At 71.8% G+C, this 17,523-nt stretch carries 12 protein-coding genes; 2 read left to right on the top strand and 10 right to left on the bottom strand.

Going from position 1 to position 17,523, the window contains the following annotated elements:
• From ACT3T9_RS08460 to ACT3T9_RS08420, 9 genes are all read right to left on the bottom strand, one after another.
• Entirely contained in the window at nucleotides 1-648 is a 648-nt protein-coding gene (locus ACT3T9_RS08460) for a nucleoside/nucleotide kinase family protein (protein WP_444606309.1), read from the bottom strand.
• Nucleotides 638-3,925 carry a UvrD-helicase domain-containing protein gene (locus tag ACT3T9_RS08455; protein WP_444606308.1) on the bottom strand — a complete coding sequence of 1,096 codons (3,288 nt, stop codon included), beginning with the start codon at nucleotides 3,923-3,925 and terminating at the stop codon, nucleotides 638-640. Before ACT3T9_RS08455 ends, ACT3T9_RS08460 begins: the two co-directional genes overlap by 11 nt.
• Nucleotides 3,922-6,669 carry a PD-(D/E)XK nuclease family protein gene (locus ACT3T9_RS08450; RefSeq protein ID WP_442332535.1) on the bottom strand — a complete coding sequence of 916 codons (2,748 nt, stop codon included), beginning with the start codon at nucleotides 6,667-6,669 and terminating at the stop codon, nucleotides 3,922-3,924. The genes ACT3T9_RS08455 and ACT3T9_RS08450 overlap by 4 nt, the downstream gene beginning before the upstream one ends.
• Nucleotides 6,670-6,756: 87 nt before the next feature.
• Nucleotides 6,757-7,776: a glutaminase A gene (gene glsA, locus ACT3T9_RS08445; RefSeq protein WP_444606307.1), complete on the bottom strand. Its 1,020-nt coding sequence runs from the start codon at nucleotides 7,774-7,776 to the stop codon at nucleotides 6,757-6,759.
• 104 nt (nucleotides 7,777-7,880) lie between these two features.
• On the bottom strand, nucleotides 7,881-8,939 hold the full coding sequence (locus ACT3T9_RS08440) for a hypothetical protein (RefSeq protein ID WP_444606306.1): 1,059 nt from the start codon (nucleotides 8,937-8,939) through the stop codon (nucleotides 7,881-7,883).
• A 75-nt stretch (nucleotides 8,940-9,014) separates the two neighbouring features.
• Nucleotides 9,015-9,992: a zinc-binding dehydrogenase gene (locus ACT3T9_RS08435; protein WP_441443813.1), complete on the bottom strand. Its 978-nt coding sequence runs from the start codon at nucleotides 9,990-9,992 to the stop codon at nucleotides 9,015-9,017.
• Between the two features lie 146 nt (nucleotides 9,993-10,138).
• Nucleotides 10,139-11,308, bottom strand: coding sequence for an SPFH domain-containing protein (locus tag ACT3T9_RS08430; RefSeq protein ID WP_441443814.1), 1,170 nt, complete (start codon nucleotides 11,306-11,308; stop codon nucleotides 10,139-10,141).
• Nucleotides 11,309-11,358: 50 nt separating this feature from the next.
• The gene (locus ACT3T9_RS08425; protein ID WP_441443815.1) at nucleotides 11,359-11,850 is read right to left on the bottom strand and encodes a glutathione peroxidase; all 492 of its coding nucleotides are present in this window, start codon (nucleotides 11,848-11,850) and stop codon (nucleotides 11,359-11,361) included.
• Nucleotides 11,851-11,929: 79 nt separating this feature from the next.
• Nucleotides 11,930-12,841: a PfkB family carbohydrate kinase gene (locus ACT3T9_RS08420; RefSeq protein WP_441443816.1), complete on the bottom strand. Its 912-nt coding sequence runs from the start codon at nucleotides 12,839-12,841 to the stop codon at nucleotides 11,930-11,932.
• A gap of 30 nt (nucleotides 12,842-12,871) precedes the next feature.
• Here ACT3T9_RS08420 and ACT3T9_RS08415 point away from each other — a divergent pair, with 30 nt between their 5' ends.
• Nucleotides 12,872-14,749, top strand: coding sequence for a penicillin-binding transpeptidase domain-containing protein (locus tag ACT3T9_RS08415; protein ID WP_444606305.1), 1,878 nt, complete (start codon nucleotides 12,872-12,874; stop codon nucleotides 14,747-14,749).
• Here the strand turns inward: ACT3T9_RS08415 and ACT3T9_RS08410 are convergent, their stop codons facing one another.
• The gene (locus ACT3T9_RS08410) at nucleotides 14,750-16,813 is read right to left on the bottom strand and encodes an oxidoreductase (protein ID WP_444606304.1); all 2,064 of its coding nucleotides are present in this window, start codon (nucleotides 16,811-16,813) and stop codon (nucleotides 14,750-14,752) included.
• 91 nt (nucleotides 16,814-16,904) lie between these two features.
• Here ACT3T9_RS08410 and ACT3T9_RS08405 point away from each other — a divergent pair, with 91 nt between their 5' ends.
• Nucleotides 16,905-17,522, top strand: coding sequence for an isochorismatase family protein (locus tag ACT3T9_RS08405; protein ID WP_444606303.1), 618 nt, complete (start codon nucleotides 16,905-16,907; stop codon nucleotides 17,520-17,522).
• The last annotated feature ends 1 nt before the right edge of the window (nucleotide 17,523 follow it).

Here is a 17,523-nt window from a genome sequence, read left to right as displayed (position 1 = left end):
TCAGCTCAGCTGCACCACGACGTCCGCCCGGTCGCGGGTTCCCGCGATCAGGCGGGCGTTGTCCTCATCGGGCCCGAGCGCCCATTCCCGCGCAGCCGCCGGTGACTTTCCGAAGCGCTCATGGCGCTCGATCAGCCACTGGTGCCGCAGCTCCTCGGGTGCCTCGACGAACCAGCGGGCGTCCAGCATCCCGCGCACCTGTGCCCACGGCCCGTCCTCGCACAGCAGATAGTTCCCCTCGGTGATCACCAGCGGCACGTCGGCAGCAACCTCGATCGCCCCGGCCAGCGGCTGCTCGAGGTCCCGCTGGAACATCGGAGCCCACACGGGCGGATCCTGCGGCATCGCCGTCCGCAGCCGCTGTAGCAGCGCCACGTAGCCCGCGGCGTCGAAGGTGTCCGGCGCGCCCTTCCGCCCGCTCCGACCGAGCCGCGTGAGCGCCACATCCGCCAGATGGAAGCCATCCATCGGCACCACTGCGCAGGACCCCACCGGCAGCTGCTCGGCCAGCAGCGCCGTGAGCGAGGACTTCCCCGACCCGGGCGCTCCCGCGATGCCCAGCACCCGTCGCGCCCCGGACCGCAGCGCCTCGTCCAGGAGCACCCGCGCGGCGTCGACCGCCTGTTCGGCGCTCAGCTCAGCGGGCATGTGCAGCCAGCTCGATCTCGACGATCTCGCCGAGCAACGGCAGGTGCATCAGGATCCGATCCGGCGCCCGTCCCGCCGCCGCCAGCGCCCGGGCGTAGGTCGCCATCTGCCCCAGATACTCCCTCCGCACGTGCCCCACCGGGTCCCCGCCTGGATACGACTTATGATCCACCAGCACGATCTCCCCGGTGGGCAGTCGCAGCAGGGCGTCGACCCAGCCCTCCATCACCTGGTCCTCCTCGTTCCACCAGCTGATCGGCTGCTCGGTCAGCTCCTCCGCGCCGGGGAAGGCGGCATCGAGGTGGTCCAGCCAGGCCTGCCCCGCGCCGATCAGCGCCTCGGTCCCGAGCGCCCGCTCGACGGTCCACCGCTGCACGAGGCGCCGCGCGGCCCGCTCGCGCTGCTCCGCGTCGAGGGAGCGCAGGGGCAGGGCGAGGTAGCCGTGCACGGCCTCTCCCACCCGCTCCCAGCCCTGACCGCCTGCCGGGACCAGCCGCGGACCGATCCGCATCGGCTCACGCACGTCCCCGAGGTCCTCGCGGGAGTCGACGCCCGAGGCCTGGAAGCGTGCCGCCGCACCCCCGGCAGCGGCCTGCCGCTGCGGCGTCAGATCGGTCGCCGCCAGCGGGCTGCGCCCCGAATGATAGGAGGGCGAGTCCTCGTCCGTCTCCGTCGCCGTCCCCCGGATCACGGCGGGCAGCGTCACCGGCCCTACCCGGAGCTCCTCGGCGCCCACCTCCCAGCTGAGCAGCGGCTCCTCTCGCGCCTCCGGCAGCAGCGCGTCCAGCACTGGGGCGGAGCCATGGCCGCTGAGCACGGTGACGTCCCGCGCCCGGGTGAGCGCCACGTACTGCAGCCGCCCGGCCTCGTCCCGATCCGTCGCGGCGCTGCGCAGCGCATGCGCGGAACCGGCGAGCCGCTCCTGCAGGGGTGCGAAGCGGGGGAGCACCTTCGGCCAGTAGCGCAGGGAGCGGCCGGCCAGAGGCTGCATCACGTCCAGCTCCTCCGCCGGGACCACGAACACCCCGCTGGTGGCGGCGTGTTCCTTGGCGTCCTGCTGCATCACCACCACTCGGGGCCACTCCAGGCCCTTCGCGCCGTGGATCGTGCCCACCCAGACGGTGCCCGGGGTGCCGGCCAGATCGGGGCCGCGGGCGGTGTCGTCGAGCGCCGCGCGCAGCCCGGTCAGCGTGATCGGAGCGGAGACCGAGCGCGCCTGATCCGCGTACTCCTTCGCGACCTTGCGCACCGCGTCCAGGGTGCGCAGCCGCTGGTCCGGGGTGGACCAGGAGCGGATCAGCTCGGGCAGGTCGAGGGCGTCGGCCAGCGCGGTGATCATCTCGACGGGGGTGAGGGAGATGCACTCCTCGCGCAGGTTCCGCAGCCCGGCGAGCACATCGGCCTGCCACCAGGAGCGGAACACCTCCTGACGGGCCGCGTCACCCTTCGCCTCCGTGAGCGCGGAGAACCAGCGGCCGTGCGCCGGATGCCCGGTCAGCAGATCCACCAGCTCGGTGAGGGCCAGGGTGTCGCTGCCGTCGAGGGTGACCGCGAGCGCGGCGCGCAGGATCCGACCCTCCCGGGAGACGAGGAATGGCACACCCTCGCCGGAGGCGGGGATGCCGCGGGCGGTGAGCGCCCCGACCACCTCCGCGGCCTGGGCGTTCGAGCGCACCAGCACGGCCACATCCTCGGGCCCCACCCCGTCATCGCCCAGCAGCGCGAGCACCCCGTCGGCCACTCCGCGGGCGTGCTTGGCCTGCGAGGGCCGACCGCTGTACTGCGGGGTCCAGGCCTCGAGCCTTCCCTCCGGGTGACCGCGCCGGGCTCGCGTCTGCGCGGCGGCGGGCGCCGCGGTGAGCACCACCTGCTCCCGCGGGAGCTTCGGGAAGATCTGGGGGAACACCTGGTTGACCAGCTCGAGCACCGGATCCTGGGAGCGCCAGGAGTGCTTGAGATCATCGACCGTGCCCTCGCCGAGCGTGGAGGAGCCGGCGCGGATCTCCCTGAGCACGCCGAGCATGAGGTCCGGGTCCGCATCGCGGAAGCTGTAGATCGCCTGCTTGGGGTCGCCCACCCAGATCAGGTCCTCGACGAGCTCACCGAGCGCCAGGAACAGGGCGAGCTGGATGGGGGAGGTGTCCTGGAACTCGTCGACCGCGAGCAGCCGGAACCGGGAACGGACGGCGGTCCGGGCCCGCTCGCTGCGGCGCAGCACCTCCAGCGCGAGGACCTCCTGGTCGACGAAGTCCATCAGCCCCAGCTCGTCCTTGTACCGCGCGTAGGCGTCCAGAGAGGTCGCGGCGGTGGACATGACCAGGGTGATCAGCGAGCGGACGTCGGCCAGCAGCTGCGGATTCGAGGGCAGCTCGGCCTCGATCTGCAGCGCGAGGCCCGCCAGAGCGGTGTCGGTGTCCTTGCCGTAGACGTACCCCTTCTCGCCGCCGACGGCTTTGGACGCGGTGACTGCGGCGAGCTTCGCCCACTGCGACCAGGGCGCCCGGTCGCGGCGCTCCAGGGTGCGGCGCAGTGACTCCAGGGCGTCGATCCCCTTGCGCACCGAGTTCAGCGACCCCTTGGCGATCGGTGGCTTCCCGGCACCGGGCGCGGGATCCTCCGAGGCGGCGAGATCGTCCTTCAGCCCGCGGATCGCGGTGTCCAGGCCGCTGAGCCAGGCGGCGCGACGGTCGGCGCCCTCCTCGAGCCTTTGCCCCTGGAACCCGGCTGCCTCGCGGTACTCCTGCCAGGCGGCGTCTGCCGCACCGCGCAGCTGCTGGGCGTCGATGCCGTTGGTGCGGGCCTTCTCCGCGAGGGTGCGCACATGAGCCCGCCAGGACGGCGAGCTGCCAAAGGTGAAGGCCGGGTCCTCCTCACCGTCGTGCTCGGTCCGGGCCAGCAGATCGCTCGCGAGGGAGCCGGCCTCGGCCGCGGCCTCGTCGATCGCGGCGGAGAACGCGGCCCTCTGGCGCACGTCGTCGAGCTCCTGCACGTCGGGCGAGATCCCGAGATCCAGGGCGAACTCGCGCACCAGGCGACCCGCCACCGAGTTGACGGTGCCGATCAGCGCGCTGCCGATGCCCTGGGCGTCATCGAAGCGGTGCTGCTCCAGCAGGGTGCGGTGCACGCGGTCGACCAGCTCGGAAGCGGCCTTGCGGGTGAAGGTGGTCGCGATCAGCTGGGAGGGATGCAGGCCATCCCGGATGCGGCCCGCGATCTCGTGGGTGAGCCGGTGGGTCTTGCCGGAACCCGCCGAGGCGTTGATCAGGGTGAAGCTCATCGTCCGTCTCCGATCAGCCCGCACAGCTGGGCGTAGTCTCCGATGCCGCAGTGGTCCTCGACCAGCACCCGCCCGCGCCCTCGGGCCGCCTCACGGGCCTTCCCGATCGCAGTGCGGCGCTTGGCATAGGGGGCGTCGGTGTCCAGGCCTGCTCCGTCGAGCAGGCTCCGACAGCCGAGCCGCACCTGCCCCGTGGCGATCTCGTCGAGCGCCTCGGAGGCGCTCGCGAGCATCCGCTCCCAGGCGTCACCGACATCCATCGGAGCACGACGGTGCGGATCCAGGGCCCGGTCCGCGGCGACGAACTCCCCGCTGCGCAGCAGGAAGTAGCCGACCTCCGCCGACTCCCCAGCACCCACGCCCTCCTGGGCGAGAGACCAGGCGTAGGTGGCGAGCTGGATCGCGTCACCGCTGTCGTACAGATCGGCGTAGCGCCGCAGGCTGCTGGTCCATTTGAGATCCAGGATCAGGGGGTTCCCGACGGCGTCGAGGGCGTCGACGTCCCGCGAGCCGGCGATCACCACCGGATGCGGCCCGGTCTTCAGCGGCAGCTCGAGCGGCAGCTCGAAGCGGGTCTCGGTACCGGTGATCTGCAGCCCCGCGGCGGCGGTGCGCCCGAACAGCTCGGCGAGGGAACGGCGGGCCCGGCCGCGGATCTCGGCGCGCTCGGCGGAGCGCCCGGGCAGGTCCAGCTCGGAGGCGAGCTGCGGGACGAGCTGGTCGAACACCTCCTCGATGCGCTCACCCGACGGGGGCGTCAGCGAGCGGCCACGCTCCTGGACGAGGGTCTCCACCACCGCATGGACCAGGGTGCCGATCATCCGTGGGCCGGTGGGCAGGGCCGCGACGGAGGCCGGGCGGATCTTCAGCGCATACTCGAGCACCCAGCGGTGCGGGCAGGCGATGAGCGTGTCGAGCTGGCTGTAGGAGACGCGGCTAGGCAGCAGGTGGGTGAGGTCCCCGGCCGAGCGCTCTGCGGAGGTGTCGGGGGAGGGATGCTCCTCGGCGGGGACCTGCACCTCGAGGCTGCGGCCCGTAAGCGACCAGCGGTCCCCGCTGACTAGCGACTCCGGGGTGAGCCGGTCACCCTCGGTGCGCCCGGCGTCGGTCTCGAGGCGCGCGAGCAGGCTGCTGGGCCGCCCGGCCTCCTCGAGCCGCCGCCCCGGCAGCACCGCGACCACAGTGCCCGCCCCGGCCATTCCCGCGGACCCGGCCTCGACCCGCAGGGCGGCGAGGGCCTCGGGCGCGAGCAGATGAGCCCCGGCAGCGGTCAGCGCGGCGGCCTCCCCCTGATCCCAGACCACCGGCGGCGTGACCTCGTCCGCCTCCGGTCCCCACCACAGCACGGTGCCGCCGGTGGCGGGCAGCTGGGCGGGGCGGGTGGTCACGGTCCATTCCGCGACCTCGCGGCGGGCGAGGCTCGAACCGCCTCCGCCACCGCAGGCATCGATGACCTGCTGCAGGGTGCGGCGGCTGAGCGTGGTGGAGGGGTCGAGCATCCCGAGCACCTGGCGCAGCGTCTGCACCTGGGTGAGGCTCGCCCGCAGATCGCTGTCGCGGTGGCCAACGGCACGCAGCCTGTCCGCGAGCCAGCCCAGGCGGGTGGACAGCGCTTCGGGGCGCAGGGCCTCGGCCGGGAGCGGGTCGCTCACCAGGCGGTCGATCTCGCGGGCGGAGACCATCACCTTCGCCGCATCCTCGCGCTCCTCGAGCCGGGCGAGGGCCGCCCGCCAGGCCGGACCGCCCACTCCGGGCTCGCTCGCCAGTGCGCGCAGCAGGGCCCGGCGCACCGGGGCCGGCACCAGTCCGATCGGATCTCCCTCGGGCTCGAGCGCGGGCAGTACCCGCAGATCCAGCAGCGCGGCGAGCTGATGGACGTCCACCGGGGCGATCGCGACGTCGAGGTACAACCCCAGCACCTGGTGAGAGGCACGGTCGGTCGAGCTCTCCACGGCGCCGACGGCGGGCAGGCCCCGGCGGTGCAGGGCGGCGTCGAGCACGGCGGTGTCCGTGGTGGCCAGCAGGTGCAGCCCCTCCCGCGGCCCGGCGGAGAGGTAGCGGGCGGCGACATCCGCCGCGGTCCACTCATCGCGGCACTGGACCACGACCACCTCGGGCCGCCCACCCGCTCGGGCTTCCGCCCGGGTGACCTCGACCCCGGCCCTGCCCAGCAGCTCGAGCAGCCGCGGCCACAGGCCGGGCAGGGCTGCCGGGTCCTCCTGCGCCACCAGCTGCTGGATCCCCAGCGGCCAGCCGACGGCCCCGAGCTCGAGCTCGGCCACCATCTCGGCGAGGTCGTCGGCCGCGCCCGGGGCGAGCGTGGCGGGATTCCCCGCGGCGTCGGTCGTGCCGACCATCCCCACCACCGCACGGCGCTCGATCGTGGCCAGTGCCGCGAGCCGCGGCGGCAGGATGGTGCCCTTCGGATCCGGACTCCAGCCGGCCTCCACCGCGGCGTCGCGCCAGCGCAGCAGCTGCCGGGCGGTGCTCCACGGGTCCAGGGCGAAGGAGCGAGCAGGCCAGAACTGCGCCTTGTCGGTGGGCGACTCGATACATTGCTCGATGAGCCGCAGGTACTGCGCGATCCGCACCGCCTGATCGACGGCGGGCCGGGTCAGCCCGAGCCTGGTCTGCAGAAGCCCGAGCAGCCCGCGCGGCCCGATCCTCACCTGCCCGGTCATCCCGCCGGAGGCGGCGTCGGCCCAGGAGGCGCCGTCGAGGGACCAGCCGAACTCGATCCGCATGCAGATGCTCCTCCGTCGCAGGTGGCGGGCTCCGGTGGCGACCGCGCTCCCACCTTAAGGGAGGGTGCCGACGTCCGGGCGGCGGTGTCACTCGCGAGTCGCGGCGCCCTTGACCGGGTGTGGGAGCGAGGCGAAGAGGTTCAGACCGAGAGCCCGGGAGAGGAAGGCGCAGGCTCGCTGCCCGCGGACGCTGTTGCCCGCGGCATCCAGGGGCGGGGAGAAGGTGCCGAGCGCGCCCTTGCCGGGGGCGATCGCGACGATGCCGCCGGAGACTCCGGACTTCGCGGGCAGCCCGATCTCGAACAGCCATTCCCCGGAGGTCTCGTACATGCCGCAGGCGGCGAGCACCGACAGGGTGTCCCGGCAGACCTCCGCCGAGACCACGCGCTGCCCGGTGACGGGATTGACGCCGCCGTCAGCGAGGGTCGCGCCCATCACCGCGAGGTCATCGGCCGTGACCAGCAGCGAGCACTGCCGCGTGTAGACGTCGACGATCTCGGCCGGGTCCCCCAGGAGCCGTCCGTAGGAGGTCAGCAGATCCGCGATTCCCTGATTGCGGTGGTTCGACGCGGATTCAGACGCGAGCACGCGCTCATCCAGCTCGAGCCGACGCCCGGCGAAGCGGCTGAGCCCCTCCCGCACCGCCTCCCACTTCTCCTCGGCGCTGTCCCCGGGCATCAGTGCAGTGGTGGCGATAGCTCCGGCATTGACCATGGGGTTCATCGGGCTGCCGTGGTTGAGCTCGAGGGCGATCACCGAGCTGAAGGGGAGGCCGGTGTTGTTGACGCCGACGATCCGATGCACCTCCTCGTGGCCGATCTCCTCGCACACCAGCGCGAGCACGAAGGCCTTCGAGATCGACTGGATCGAGAAGGGGACCTCCGAATCCCCGACGCGGTGCACGGTGCCGTCGACCTCGGTGAGCGAGAGGCCGAACAGTGCGGGATCCGCCTCCGCGAGGGCGGGGATGTAGTCCGCGACGACCCCGGCCTGCTCGCCCGCGTAGCGCTCATGGGCCTCGAGGAGGAGGCCGGCGACGCGGGACTCGGCGGGCAGGTCGCCGGTCAGCGCTCGCTGCGGAACATCGAGCGCATCGGTCTCGAACACAGCTGCCCTCTTCATCGGCGCGCCGCAGTGAACAGCGCTCGGACCACGACACTACGCGTGCGGATACGCGAAGGGAACCGCAACCCCGAGTCCGTCAGCGGCTGTCAGCGGTTGAACGGATCGTCCGCGCGCACGCCCCAGCTGAACCCGCGCTCATAGAGCACCATCGCGGAGTCGTCCGGAGCGAGCACCAGGTCCTGCCCCTCGCCGCTCACGCGCAGCGTGCCGTCGGCCTGCTCCTCGAGCGTCAGCGTGAGCGCGACGGGCTCGATCGCGGAATGCTCCTGCAGCGGTGTGCCCTGCTCGCGCAGCGGACCGAGCGACAGCTCGACGGTGTCCGGCCCGGTGCGCTGGTAGCTGCCGGTCAGCAGCTCACCGTTCGCCTGGCGGAGCTGCACCGCGGAGCGGCCGTCGTACTCCACCTCGCCGAAGGCGAGTGCGTTCCATCGTGTGTCCTCGTGCAGCTGCGCGGCGGGTTCGGCGGCATCCTCCTGCACGGTCCACACCCCGGCCGGTGAGGACTCGTCGACGCTCCGCTCGGGATACATCGCGCTGACACCCCAGCCCAGCACGACCACCAGCGCGAGCGCGGCGATCGGGCCGGCGATGTTCGTGATCCGGGCGGCGGGGCGCCACGGCACCAGCGTGGGCAGCGGGCCCTTCCCGATCTCCCCGTGGCCCAGGAACGCCTTGGCCAGTCGCGGCATCCAGGGGATCAGCACGAGCAGCGCCATCACCAGCAGCGCGAGGGCGATCTGTTTGACGGGGACGTCGTAGCCGAGGTTCAGCACCAGCACCAGCGCCATCGATCCGGCGGAGATCGCCGCTCCCAGCGGCACCGAGCGCCGCCACAGCAGAGCGATCGCGGCGCCCCATTCGGCCAGGCCCCCCAGGAACTGGAACAGCGGGGAGAAGGCGACCAGCCTCCACAGCATCCCCATCGGGCTCATCTCACCCTGGGTGATCAGCGCATCGCCCATATCGGCGACCCCGAACTGACCGAGCACGAGCTTCGCGTAGCCGTAGTAGAGCATCGCCGCCGCGAGCAGCAGACGCACGCTGCCGTGCGCCCACCAGCCCAGGGTCACGGCGGCGGTGCGGGCCAGCCGCTTCTCGGCGGAGTAGTCGGCGGTACCCGCAGGGGAGGCGGCAGAATCGTTCATGCCCCCAGCTCATCGCAGAGGCCGACCCCGCAGGAAGCTCCCGTGGGGTGGGCCCGATACGACTTTCGGAGGAGATCAGCCCTCGTAGCTCGCCACGTATCGCCCGATCACGCCGCCTGCGCGGAGCTTGTCGATCGCCGCGGGGATCTCCGCGTGGGTGATGTGGTTGATCGGCGGGTTCAGCTCCCCGGAGGCCATCAGCTCGTAGAGTCCCTCGAGATCTTCCTTGGTGCCGGAGTTCGAGCCCTTGATCGTGAGCTGCTTGGTGATCAGCTCATAGGTGTTCAGGGGTGCTTCGAGCTTCCCCATGCCCACCTGCACGAAGGTGCCGAACTTGGCGAGTGCCTCGAGGCCCTGCGCGGTGGTGGTGCCGAAGCCGGCATAGTCCACGACCAGCTCGAGGCCCAGGTCCGAGAACTCGGTGATCGACTCGGCGACCCCGGCCAGGCCGATCTCGTCGGCGAGCTCGCGGGTCTCGGGGTTGATCTCGGCGCCGTACACCTCGGCCCCGGCGAGTGCGGCGACGCGGGCACCGATGTACCCGAGCCCGCCCAGGCCGATCACACCGACCTTCATGCCGGGCGTCGCGCCGCCGAGGGTCATGATCGCGTGGTACGCGGTCAGGCCCGCATCGGTGGCCATCGCTCCTAGGTCGAAGGAGACGGCGTCGGGGAGCCTCACGAGGTTGTCCTCGGTCGCTCGGAGCTTCGGACCGAAGCCGCCGTCCCAGGGGCCGTAGCCGAGCGCGGTGCCGTCGGACATCATCGGCGCCAGGCCCACCCGGTCGCCGACCTTCCACTGCTCCATGCCCTCGCCCACCTGGCTGATGACGCCGGCGGATTCGTGGCCCATGGTGCGGGGGAGGCCCTGCTGGAACAGCGCCATCCAGCCCTCGTCATCGAGCGCGGCCACGTCGGAGTGGCACACGCCCGTGGCCTTGACGTCCACGACGACCTCTCCGGGGCCCGCCGTGGGCTCCTCGACCTCGTTCAGCTCAAGAGGCTTTCCGGTACCGGTGAACTGCCATGCCTTCATCGTGAATCGCTCCTTCATGCGTCGACGTTGATGCTCTCGAATCTACATGAACTTTCAATCACGTGTCGGGCCATAGGTCCCGCGGCGGACGGGACGCTGCAGCTCAGAGCTGTGCGAACCCTCGCGCCCGTCCAGCGCGGCGACCCCCTCCAGAGAGCGATCGGTCAGCCCTGGTTCGCGCTGCCCGGGTGCGTCCACGGCGGGACGCTCCCACCGGGGTAGCCGTTCGGGGCCTGCCGAGGCGGCTGAGCCTGCTGGGCCTGCTGGGCCTGCTGCCTCGCCTCACGGGCACGCTGCTCGGCCTGCGCCCGGGCTCGCTCGGCCCGCTGCTGCTCCTGCTCCCGGAGCTGCTCGGCGGAAATGCGCTTGCGGGAGTCGGCGTCGGCGACATCGGCGTCCTGGCTGGCCGCGGCCGCTGCCTGCGACTGCAGCATCGCGGTGCGGATCTCGTCGCCCATGGTGCCCACGGCGCCCGGGTTCGAGGGCAGGTAGAGCACGTTGGAGCGGGCGTTGCGCGCCACGTCCTGCATGGTGTCGAAGTACTGCGTCATCAGCAGCAGCTGCTCGGCGGAGTTCTCGATGCCGACCTTGCGGAGCATCTCGTACTGCTCGGCGATGCCGAGGGCGATCGCCTTGCGCTGGGCGGCGACGCCCTCACCCTGGAGGCGCTTGGACTCGGCTTCGGCCTCAGCCTGGGTGACGCGCTTGATCTTGTCCGCCTCGGCGAGGGACTGGGCGGCGACCCGGTCGCGCTGGGCGGCGTTGATGGAGTTCATCGAGTCGCGCACCCGCTGGTCCGGGGAGATGTCCTGGACCAGGGTGTTGATGATGTTGAAGCCGAACTTCTGCATCGAGGTCGCGAGGGTCCGCTCTACGCTGCTGGCGATGTCGTCCTTGGACTCGAAGGCCTGATCCAGCTCGAGACCGGACAGCGCCGAGCGCACCGTGTCGAAGACGTACGAGCGGATCTGCGCCTCGGGGTTCGACAGCTCGTAGTACGCCGCGACGACCTGGTCCTTCTCGATCTGGTACTGGACCGCGACCGGCACGTTGACGAACACGTTGTCCTTGGTCTTGGACTCGATGTTCACCTCGAGCTGCTGCACGCGCAGCGAGACCGGCTTGGTGATGTTGTCGATGAAGGGGGTCTTGAAGTTCAGGCCGGCGTGCGCGACGCGCTTGAACTTGCCGAAGCGCTCGACGATGACGGCTTCCTGCGTATGCACCGTGAACATCAGCGAGGTGCGCAGACCGCCGAACAGCAGCGCCCCCACGATCACGAGGAAGATCAGGAAGCCGAAGCCGAGGACGAGGAAGAGGATGACGCCTTCCATGAGGGCACCTTTCAGGTAGGTGGTGGGTTGTGACCCACGCTACCAACCCTTCATGGGCGCTGGCCCAGTTCGGCCTCGATGCGCCGGGCGATGCGCGAGGGCGGCACCGGCGGAGCGTAGCGGCGCAGCACCTTCCCCTCGCCGTCTATGAGGAACTTGGTGAAGTTCCAGGCGATGCGCCCGCCGATCACCCCGGCCTTCTGCGTGCACATCCACTGCCACAGAGGATGAGCGGACGGGCCGTTGACATCGATCTTCGAGAACAGCGGGAAGGTGACCTCGTAGCTCGAGGTGCAGATCTCCTGGATCTCGTCATCGGCCCCGGGCTCCTGATGGAACTGGTCCGAGGGGAAGCCGAGCACGGTGAAGCCGTGCGCGGAGAAGCGGTCATGCAGCTCCTGCAGACCGGTCAGCTGCGGCGTGAAGGCGCACAGCGTGGCCGTGTTGACGACGAGGACCAGGCGCCCGCGGTACTCACTCATCGCCCGGAGCTCGCCGTCGATGGTGAGCGCCGTGAAATCGTGGAAGGTCGGGTCGGCCATGGTCTCCTGACTCGGATCAGAGGGTGATGTGCGCCTCCATCCTAGATCCGGACCCTGATCAGAAGCAGGGACTTAGCGCTCAGGAGAGGAACGCATCGACCTCGGCCCGGGTGGGGCAGCTCTCCGTGCCGTGGCGGGTCACCGCGATCGCGGCGGCGGCGTTGGCCCGGGTCGTCGCGGACTCCCAGTCGGCGCCGAGCGCCCGCTCGGCCAGCATCACCCCGGTATGGGTGTCGCCCGCACCATTGGTGTCCACCGCCTTCTGCGGGAAGGCGGGGATCTGGGTGCCCCGGCCGTGGTGGAACACCAGGCAGCCGCGATCACCGTCCCGCACCACCACCACCGCACCGGGGGCGAGACGTCGACGGATCGCCTCCGGGGTGTCCTCGAGGTCGTCGAGATCGGTGAGCGCCCGCGCCTCGTCGGCATTCGAGGTCCACACCGTGGTGCGCGCCAGCATCCGCCGCTGGATCTCACGGGGGAAGCTCGCGAAGGGGTCGCCCGGGTCGAGCACCACATCCACCCCGTCAGGCAGGGCGTCGAGGAACTCGAGCAGCGGATCGCGGGTCGGCTCGAACAGGCTGTATCCCGAGACGCACACCAGGTCTCCGGCCTGCGGGTCCAGCGTCGCCAGGGACTCAGCGGTGATCTGCCGCTCTGCCCCGTACACGGTGAGGAAGGTGCGTTCGGCCGACGGTTCGAGCAGCACCGTGCAGTAGCCGGTATCCGCCTCGGGACGGATCGCGTCCGAGAGGGTCACGCCGTCTCGTGCGAGCGACTCGCGGATCAGGTCGCCGTGCGGGCCGGTGCCGTGGGCTCCGCCGTGCACCGCGACCGCGCCGGTGCGGGCGGCGGCGATCAGCGTGGTCACCGCGCCTCCGGCGTACCAGCGCTCGCTGCGGGCATTGGCGTTGCCGCCGCGTGGGGGCAGCTCGTCGATCTCCAGGATGACGTCGACGAGCGCTTGGGCGGTGTGGAGCACTCGGGGCATGCGCACGAGTGTAGGTGGGAGCATGGGCCCATGGCCTCCTCTTCGACCCGCCGAGCCCCCCTGCTCATCGTGATCGCCGTGCTCGCGATCGCCGCCCTCGTGGTGGCCGGTCTGCTCTGGCGCGACCGGCTCGGCGGGGGCGAGGAGGAGGCGGAGGCGCTCGCCGCCGCACTCGCCCGGGCCGATGCCCCCGAGCATCAGCGCATCCTCGGCCCGCTCATCGAGGCGAGCGGTGCCGCCCCGCAGGTCGAGCTCGTCGACGCCGGGACGGCGGAGGACGGGGCGCGCACTGCGACTCTCGCCTGGACCTGGACCCTCCCGGACGACGCCGGCACCTGGGAATACACCACCGAGGCGACCCTGCGCCGCGGCGAGGACGGCTGGGCGGCGGAGCTCCGCCCCGAGGTGTATGCCCCGGGCCTGGGCGGGCAGGAGCATCTGGACCTCGTGACGGTGCAGGCGAAGCTCGGCACCGTCACCGATCGTGACGGCGACATGCTGTACGGGGAGCTCCCGGTGAAGGTGCTGGGCCTGGACAAGACCCAGCTCGAGGAGGACGAGCAGGAGGGCGCGGCCCGCGATCTCGCCGGGCTGCTGGGCACCGACCCCGACCGCTACGCCCAGGCAGTCGCCGACAACGGCCCCGAGGCCTTCGTCCCCGCCCTCACGATCCGCGTCGAGGCCGAGGGGGAGTACTCGCTGGAGGACGCCGCGCAGATCACCGGCTTCCGCGCGCTCGAGCAGAACCGACCCCTCGCCGTCGAGCGCGACGTCGCCCCCGGGGTGCTCGGCTCCTTGCGGGAGGCGAGCGCCGAGGACATCGAGAAGTCCGAGGGCGAGCTCGTCGCCGGGGATCTGGTCGCGAGCGGCGGCGTGGTCGCCGCCCGGCACGACGCGCTCGTCGGCACCGACGGCTCCGAGGTGGTCGCGGTGGCCGACGACGGCGGTGAGCAGCGCTCTCTGCACCGGGTCGATCCGCTCGACGGTGTGGCCGTCCCCACGACTCTCGACACCGACCTGCAGCGCCGGGCCACCGCGGCGATCGCCGATGCTGGGTCGCCCGCCGCGGTGATCGTGCTGCAACCCTCCACCGGCGACGTCCTGGCCTCCGCCCTCGGGCCCACCGGCCAGTCCTATCCGGTGGGTCTCGTCGGCCAGTACGCCCCCGGGTCCACCTTCAAGGCAGTCACCGCCCTCTCGCTGCTGCGGGCGGGCCTGACCCCGGACAGCGAGCTGGAGTGCCCTGAGACGGCGACCATCGACGGCGCGAGCTTCAAGAACGCCGACTCGATGAACCCGTCCCTGTTCGGCACGATGCCGCTGCGCAGCGTCATCGCGCATTCCTGTAACACGGCCCTGCTGCTGCAGCACGACACGGTGGACCAGCCTGCGCTCGCCGACGCCGCCACCACTCTGGGGATCGGGCAGGAGGCGCCGGAGGGCCTGGAGGCGTTCATGGGATCCGTGGATCCGGAGGACACGGGCACCGAGCATGCCGCCGCGATGATGGGCCAGGGCCGGGTGCTCACCTCGCCGCTGTCCATGGCGGTGGTGCTCGGGAGCGTCCAGAACGGCGCCACGGTGGCCCCGCGGATCCTCGCCGACGTCGATCCGGTGACCACTGACGTGCCGCATCCGTTGACGGCCGAGGAGACCGCGCAGATGCAGGAGATGCTGCGCGGTGTGGTCACCGACGGCAGCCTCCGCGACTTCGCGGACCTGCCCGGCGAGCCGGTGATCGGCAAGACCGGCACCGCGGAGTGGACCAACGCGGAGGGCGAGCTGAAGCTGCACTCCTGGGTGGTCGTCGCCCAGGGCGACCTCGTCGTCGCAGCGTTCGTCGAGGACGGCAGCTACGGCTCCGTCACCGCCGGGCCGATCGCCCGTGAGGTGCTCGAGGGCGCCTAGCTAGAGCCCAGCGGCGACCTCGACAGCCTGACGGATCGCGCGCTCGGCGTCGAGCTCCGCGGCGACGTCGGCCCCGCCGATCACGTGCACGCGGGGCGCCCGACCCTTGCGCGCGGCGGCGATCTCGTCGGCCAGGGAGTTGACGCTGACCTGCCCGGCGCAGACCACTACGGTGTCGACTTCGAGCACCCGGGCCTCCTCCCCCTCGAGGATGTGCAGGCCCTGCTCATCGACGTGGCGGTAGGTGACGCCGCGGTGCTGGATCACGCCGGCGTGGCGCAGCTCCGCGCGGTGCACCCAGCCGGTGGTGCGGCCGAGTCCGGCCCCGATCCGGGTCTCCTTGCGCTGCAGCAGGTGGACCTCGCGCCGCGGCTCCTCGACGGGTCGGGTGGTGACGCCGCCGCGATGCTCTGCGTCGGCCTCGACCACGCCCCAGTGCTGCTTCCAGGCGGCCACATCGAGCGTGGGCGAGGGCCGTGGGGCGCTGAGGAACTCGGCGACGTCGACCCCGATGCCGCCCGCGCCGATGATCGCGACCCGGTCCCCGGCCTCGGCTCGGCCCTCGAGCAGATCGGCGTAGCTGATCACCTGCGGCCCGCCCGTCGCCGGCAGGTCGATCTCCCGCGGTGTGACCCCGGTGGCGACGATGACGTCGTGGAAGCCGAGCAGCTCGGAACCCGTCGGCCGGGTCTCCAGCCGGATCCCGACGCCGGCCGCGGCCAGTCGCATCCGCCAGGACTGCAGCGCCTGGGCGTAGTCCTCCTTGCCGGGGATGCGGGCGGCCAGGCGCAGCTGCCCGCCGATCTCGGCAGTCGCCTCGAACAGGGTCACGATGTGGCCGCGCTCGGCGGCGGCGAGAGCGGCCTCGAGCCCGGCGGGCCCCGCGCCGACCACGGCGACCTTGCGGGCGCGGCGCTCGATCACGGGCTTCAGCACCAGCTCGGTCTCGTACCCGGCCCGTGGATTCACCAGGCAGCTGGCCCGCTTGCCGTCGAACACCTTGTCCAGGCAGGCCTGGTTGCAGGAGATGCAGGCGACGACCTGGTTCGCCCGGCCGTCGGCGAGCTTGTTCGGCAGCTGCGGGTCCGCCAGCAACGGCCGTGCCATCGAGACCAGGTCCGCCTGGCCGTCGGCGAGGACCTGCTCGGCGACGGCGGGGGCGTGGATCCGGTTCGAGGCGATCACCGGCACGTCCACCAGTTCCCGCAGCGCGGCGGTGTTCTCGGCGAACGCCGCTCGCGGCACCGAGGTGACGATCGTGGGCACCCGCGCCTCGTGCCAGCCGATCCCGGAGGACAGCACATCCACCCCGCGCTCGACGAGGCCCTGGGCGAGCGCGGTCGTCTCGTCCCAGGTCTGGCCGCCCGGCACCAGGTCCAACAGGGAGAGGCGGTAGCTGAGCAGGGACGCGTCCCCGATCGCCTCGCGCACGGCGGCGGCCACGGCGAGCGGCAGGGCACGTCGACCCTCGGCGCCGCGGCCCCAGCGGTCCCGCCGCCGGTTGGTGACCGGTGCCAGGAACTGGTTCAGGAGATACCCCTCGGAGCCCATGATCTCGACGCCGTCGTAGCCCGCTTCGACCGCCCGCCGTGCAGCCTCGGCGAAATGCTCCACGGTGCGGCCCACCCCGCGCCGGGTCAGGCGCCGGGACCGGAACGGGGACAGCGGCGACTTCCCGGAGGCAGAGGACGCGGCGAGGGGATGGAAGGCGTAGCGACCCGCGTGCAGCAGCTGCAGGATGATCCGACCGTCGGCCTCATGGACCTCGCGGGTGATCACGCGGTGGCCGCGCAGGGTGCGCGTGTCGGCCTGGGCTCCGCGCGGGGTGAGCCGACCGGTGCGGTCGGGGGAGAAGCCGCCGGTCACGATCAGCCCGGCACCACCTCGGGCGCGCTCGCAGAGATAGGCGGCGAGCTTCTTGACGTCGCCCGGGCGGTCCTCGAGGCCGACGTGCATCGAGCCCATCACGATGCGGTTGCGCACCTCGAACGGACCCAGATCCAGCGGCGAGAGCAGCCGGGGGTAGGTGCGGGGCGCGATCGGGTGGGGAAGCGACGCTGACATGCGAGCGATTGTGCCAGGCTCCGAGGAGATGGGGTTCAACGGGGCACTGCGTACGCTGGGCGGACCCCCTGTCACCGGAGCGAGGAGTGCCATGTCGTCGCGCATGCTGATCATCGTCGATGTCCAGAACGACTTCTGCGAGGGCGGTGCGCTCGGCGTCGACGGGGGTGTCGAGGTCGCACGGAAGATCGCCGAGCAGGTGCGGGTCCATGGTGCCGGGTATGACCGCATCCTCGTCAGCCAGGACTGGCATCGCGGGGACACGGACAATGGCGGGCACTTCGCGGTGCCGCCCGCAGAGCCGGATTTCTCCGAGACCTGGCCAGTGCACTGCGTCGCGGACACCGAGGGTGCGGCGCTGCATCCGGAGGTCGCGGCGCTCGCTGCCGAGCTGGGGGAGCGGCTCGAGATCGTGCGGAAGGGGCAGGGGATCCCGTCGTACAGCGTGCTCGAGGGGATGGTCGTCGCGACGGGGGAGCACGTGGCTCCGCTGATTGCCGAGGCGGAATGGGAGCGGATCGACGTGGTGGGATTGGCGTACGACTTCTGCGTACGTGCCACGGCACACGGCGCGGCAGAGTCCGGTGCACCGGTGCGGGTGCTGCGGGATCTCACTGCGGCGGTGCACCCGGCGCGGATCCCTGCCCTCGAGGAGGAGCTGTCCAGCGCCGGGGTCGATGTCATCGTCGCGCCGGGCCGTACTGCCTGAT

It is taken from the genome of Brachybacterium sp. AOP29-B2-41, from assembly GCF_052378395.1.
In the GTDB taxonomy this organism is placed as follows: domain Bacteria; phylum Actinomycetota; class Actinomycetes; order Actinomycetales; family Dermabacteraceae; genus Brachybacterium.
This window is presented reverse-complemented; position numbering and strand designations above follow the sequence as displayed.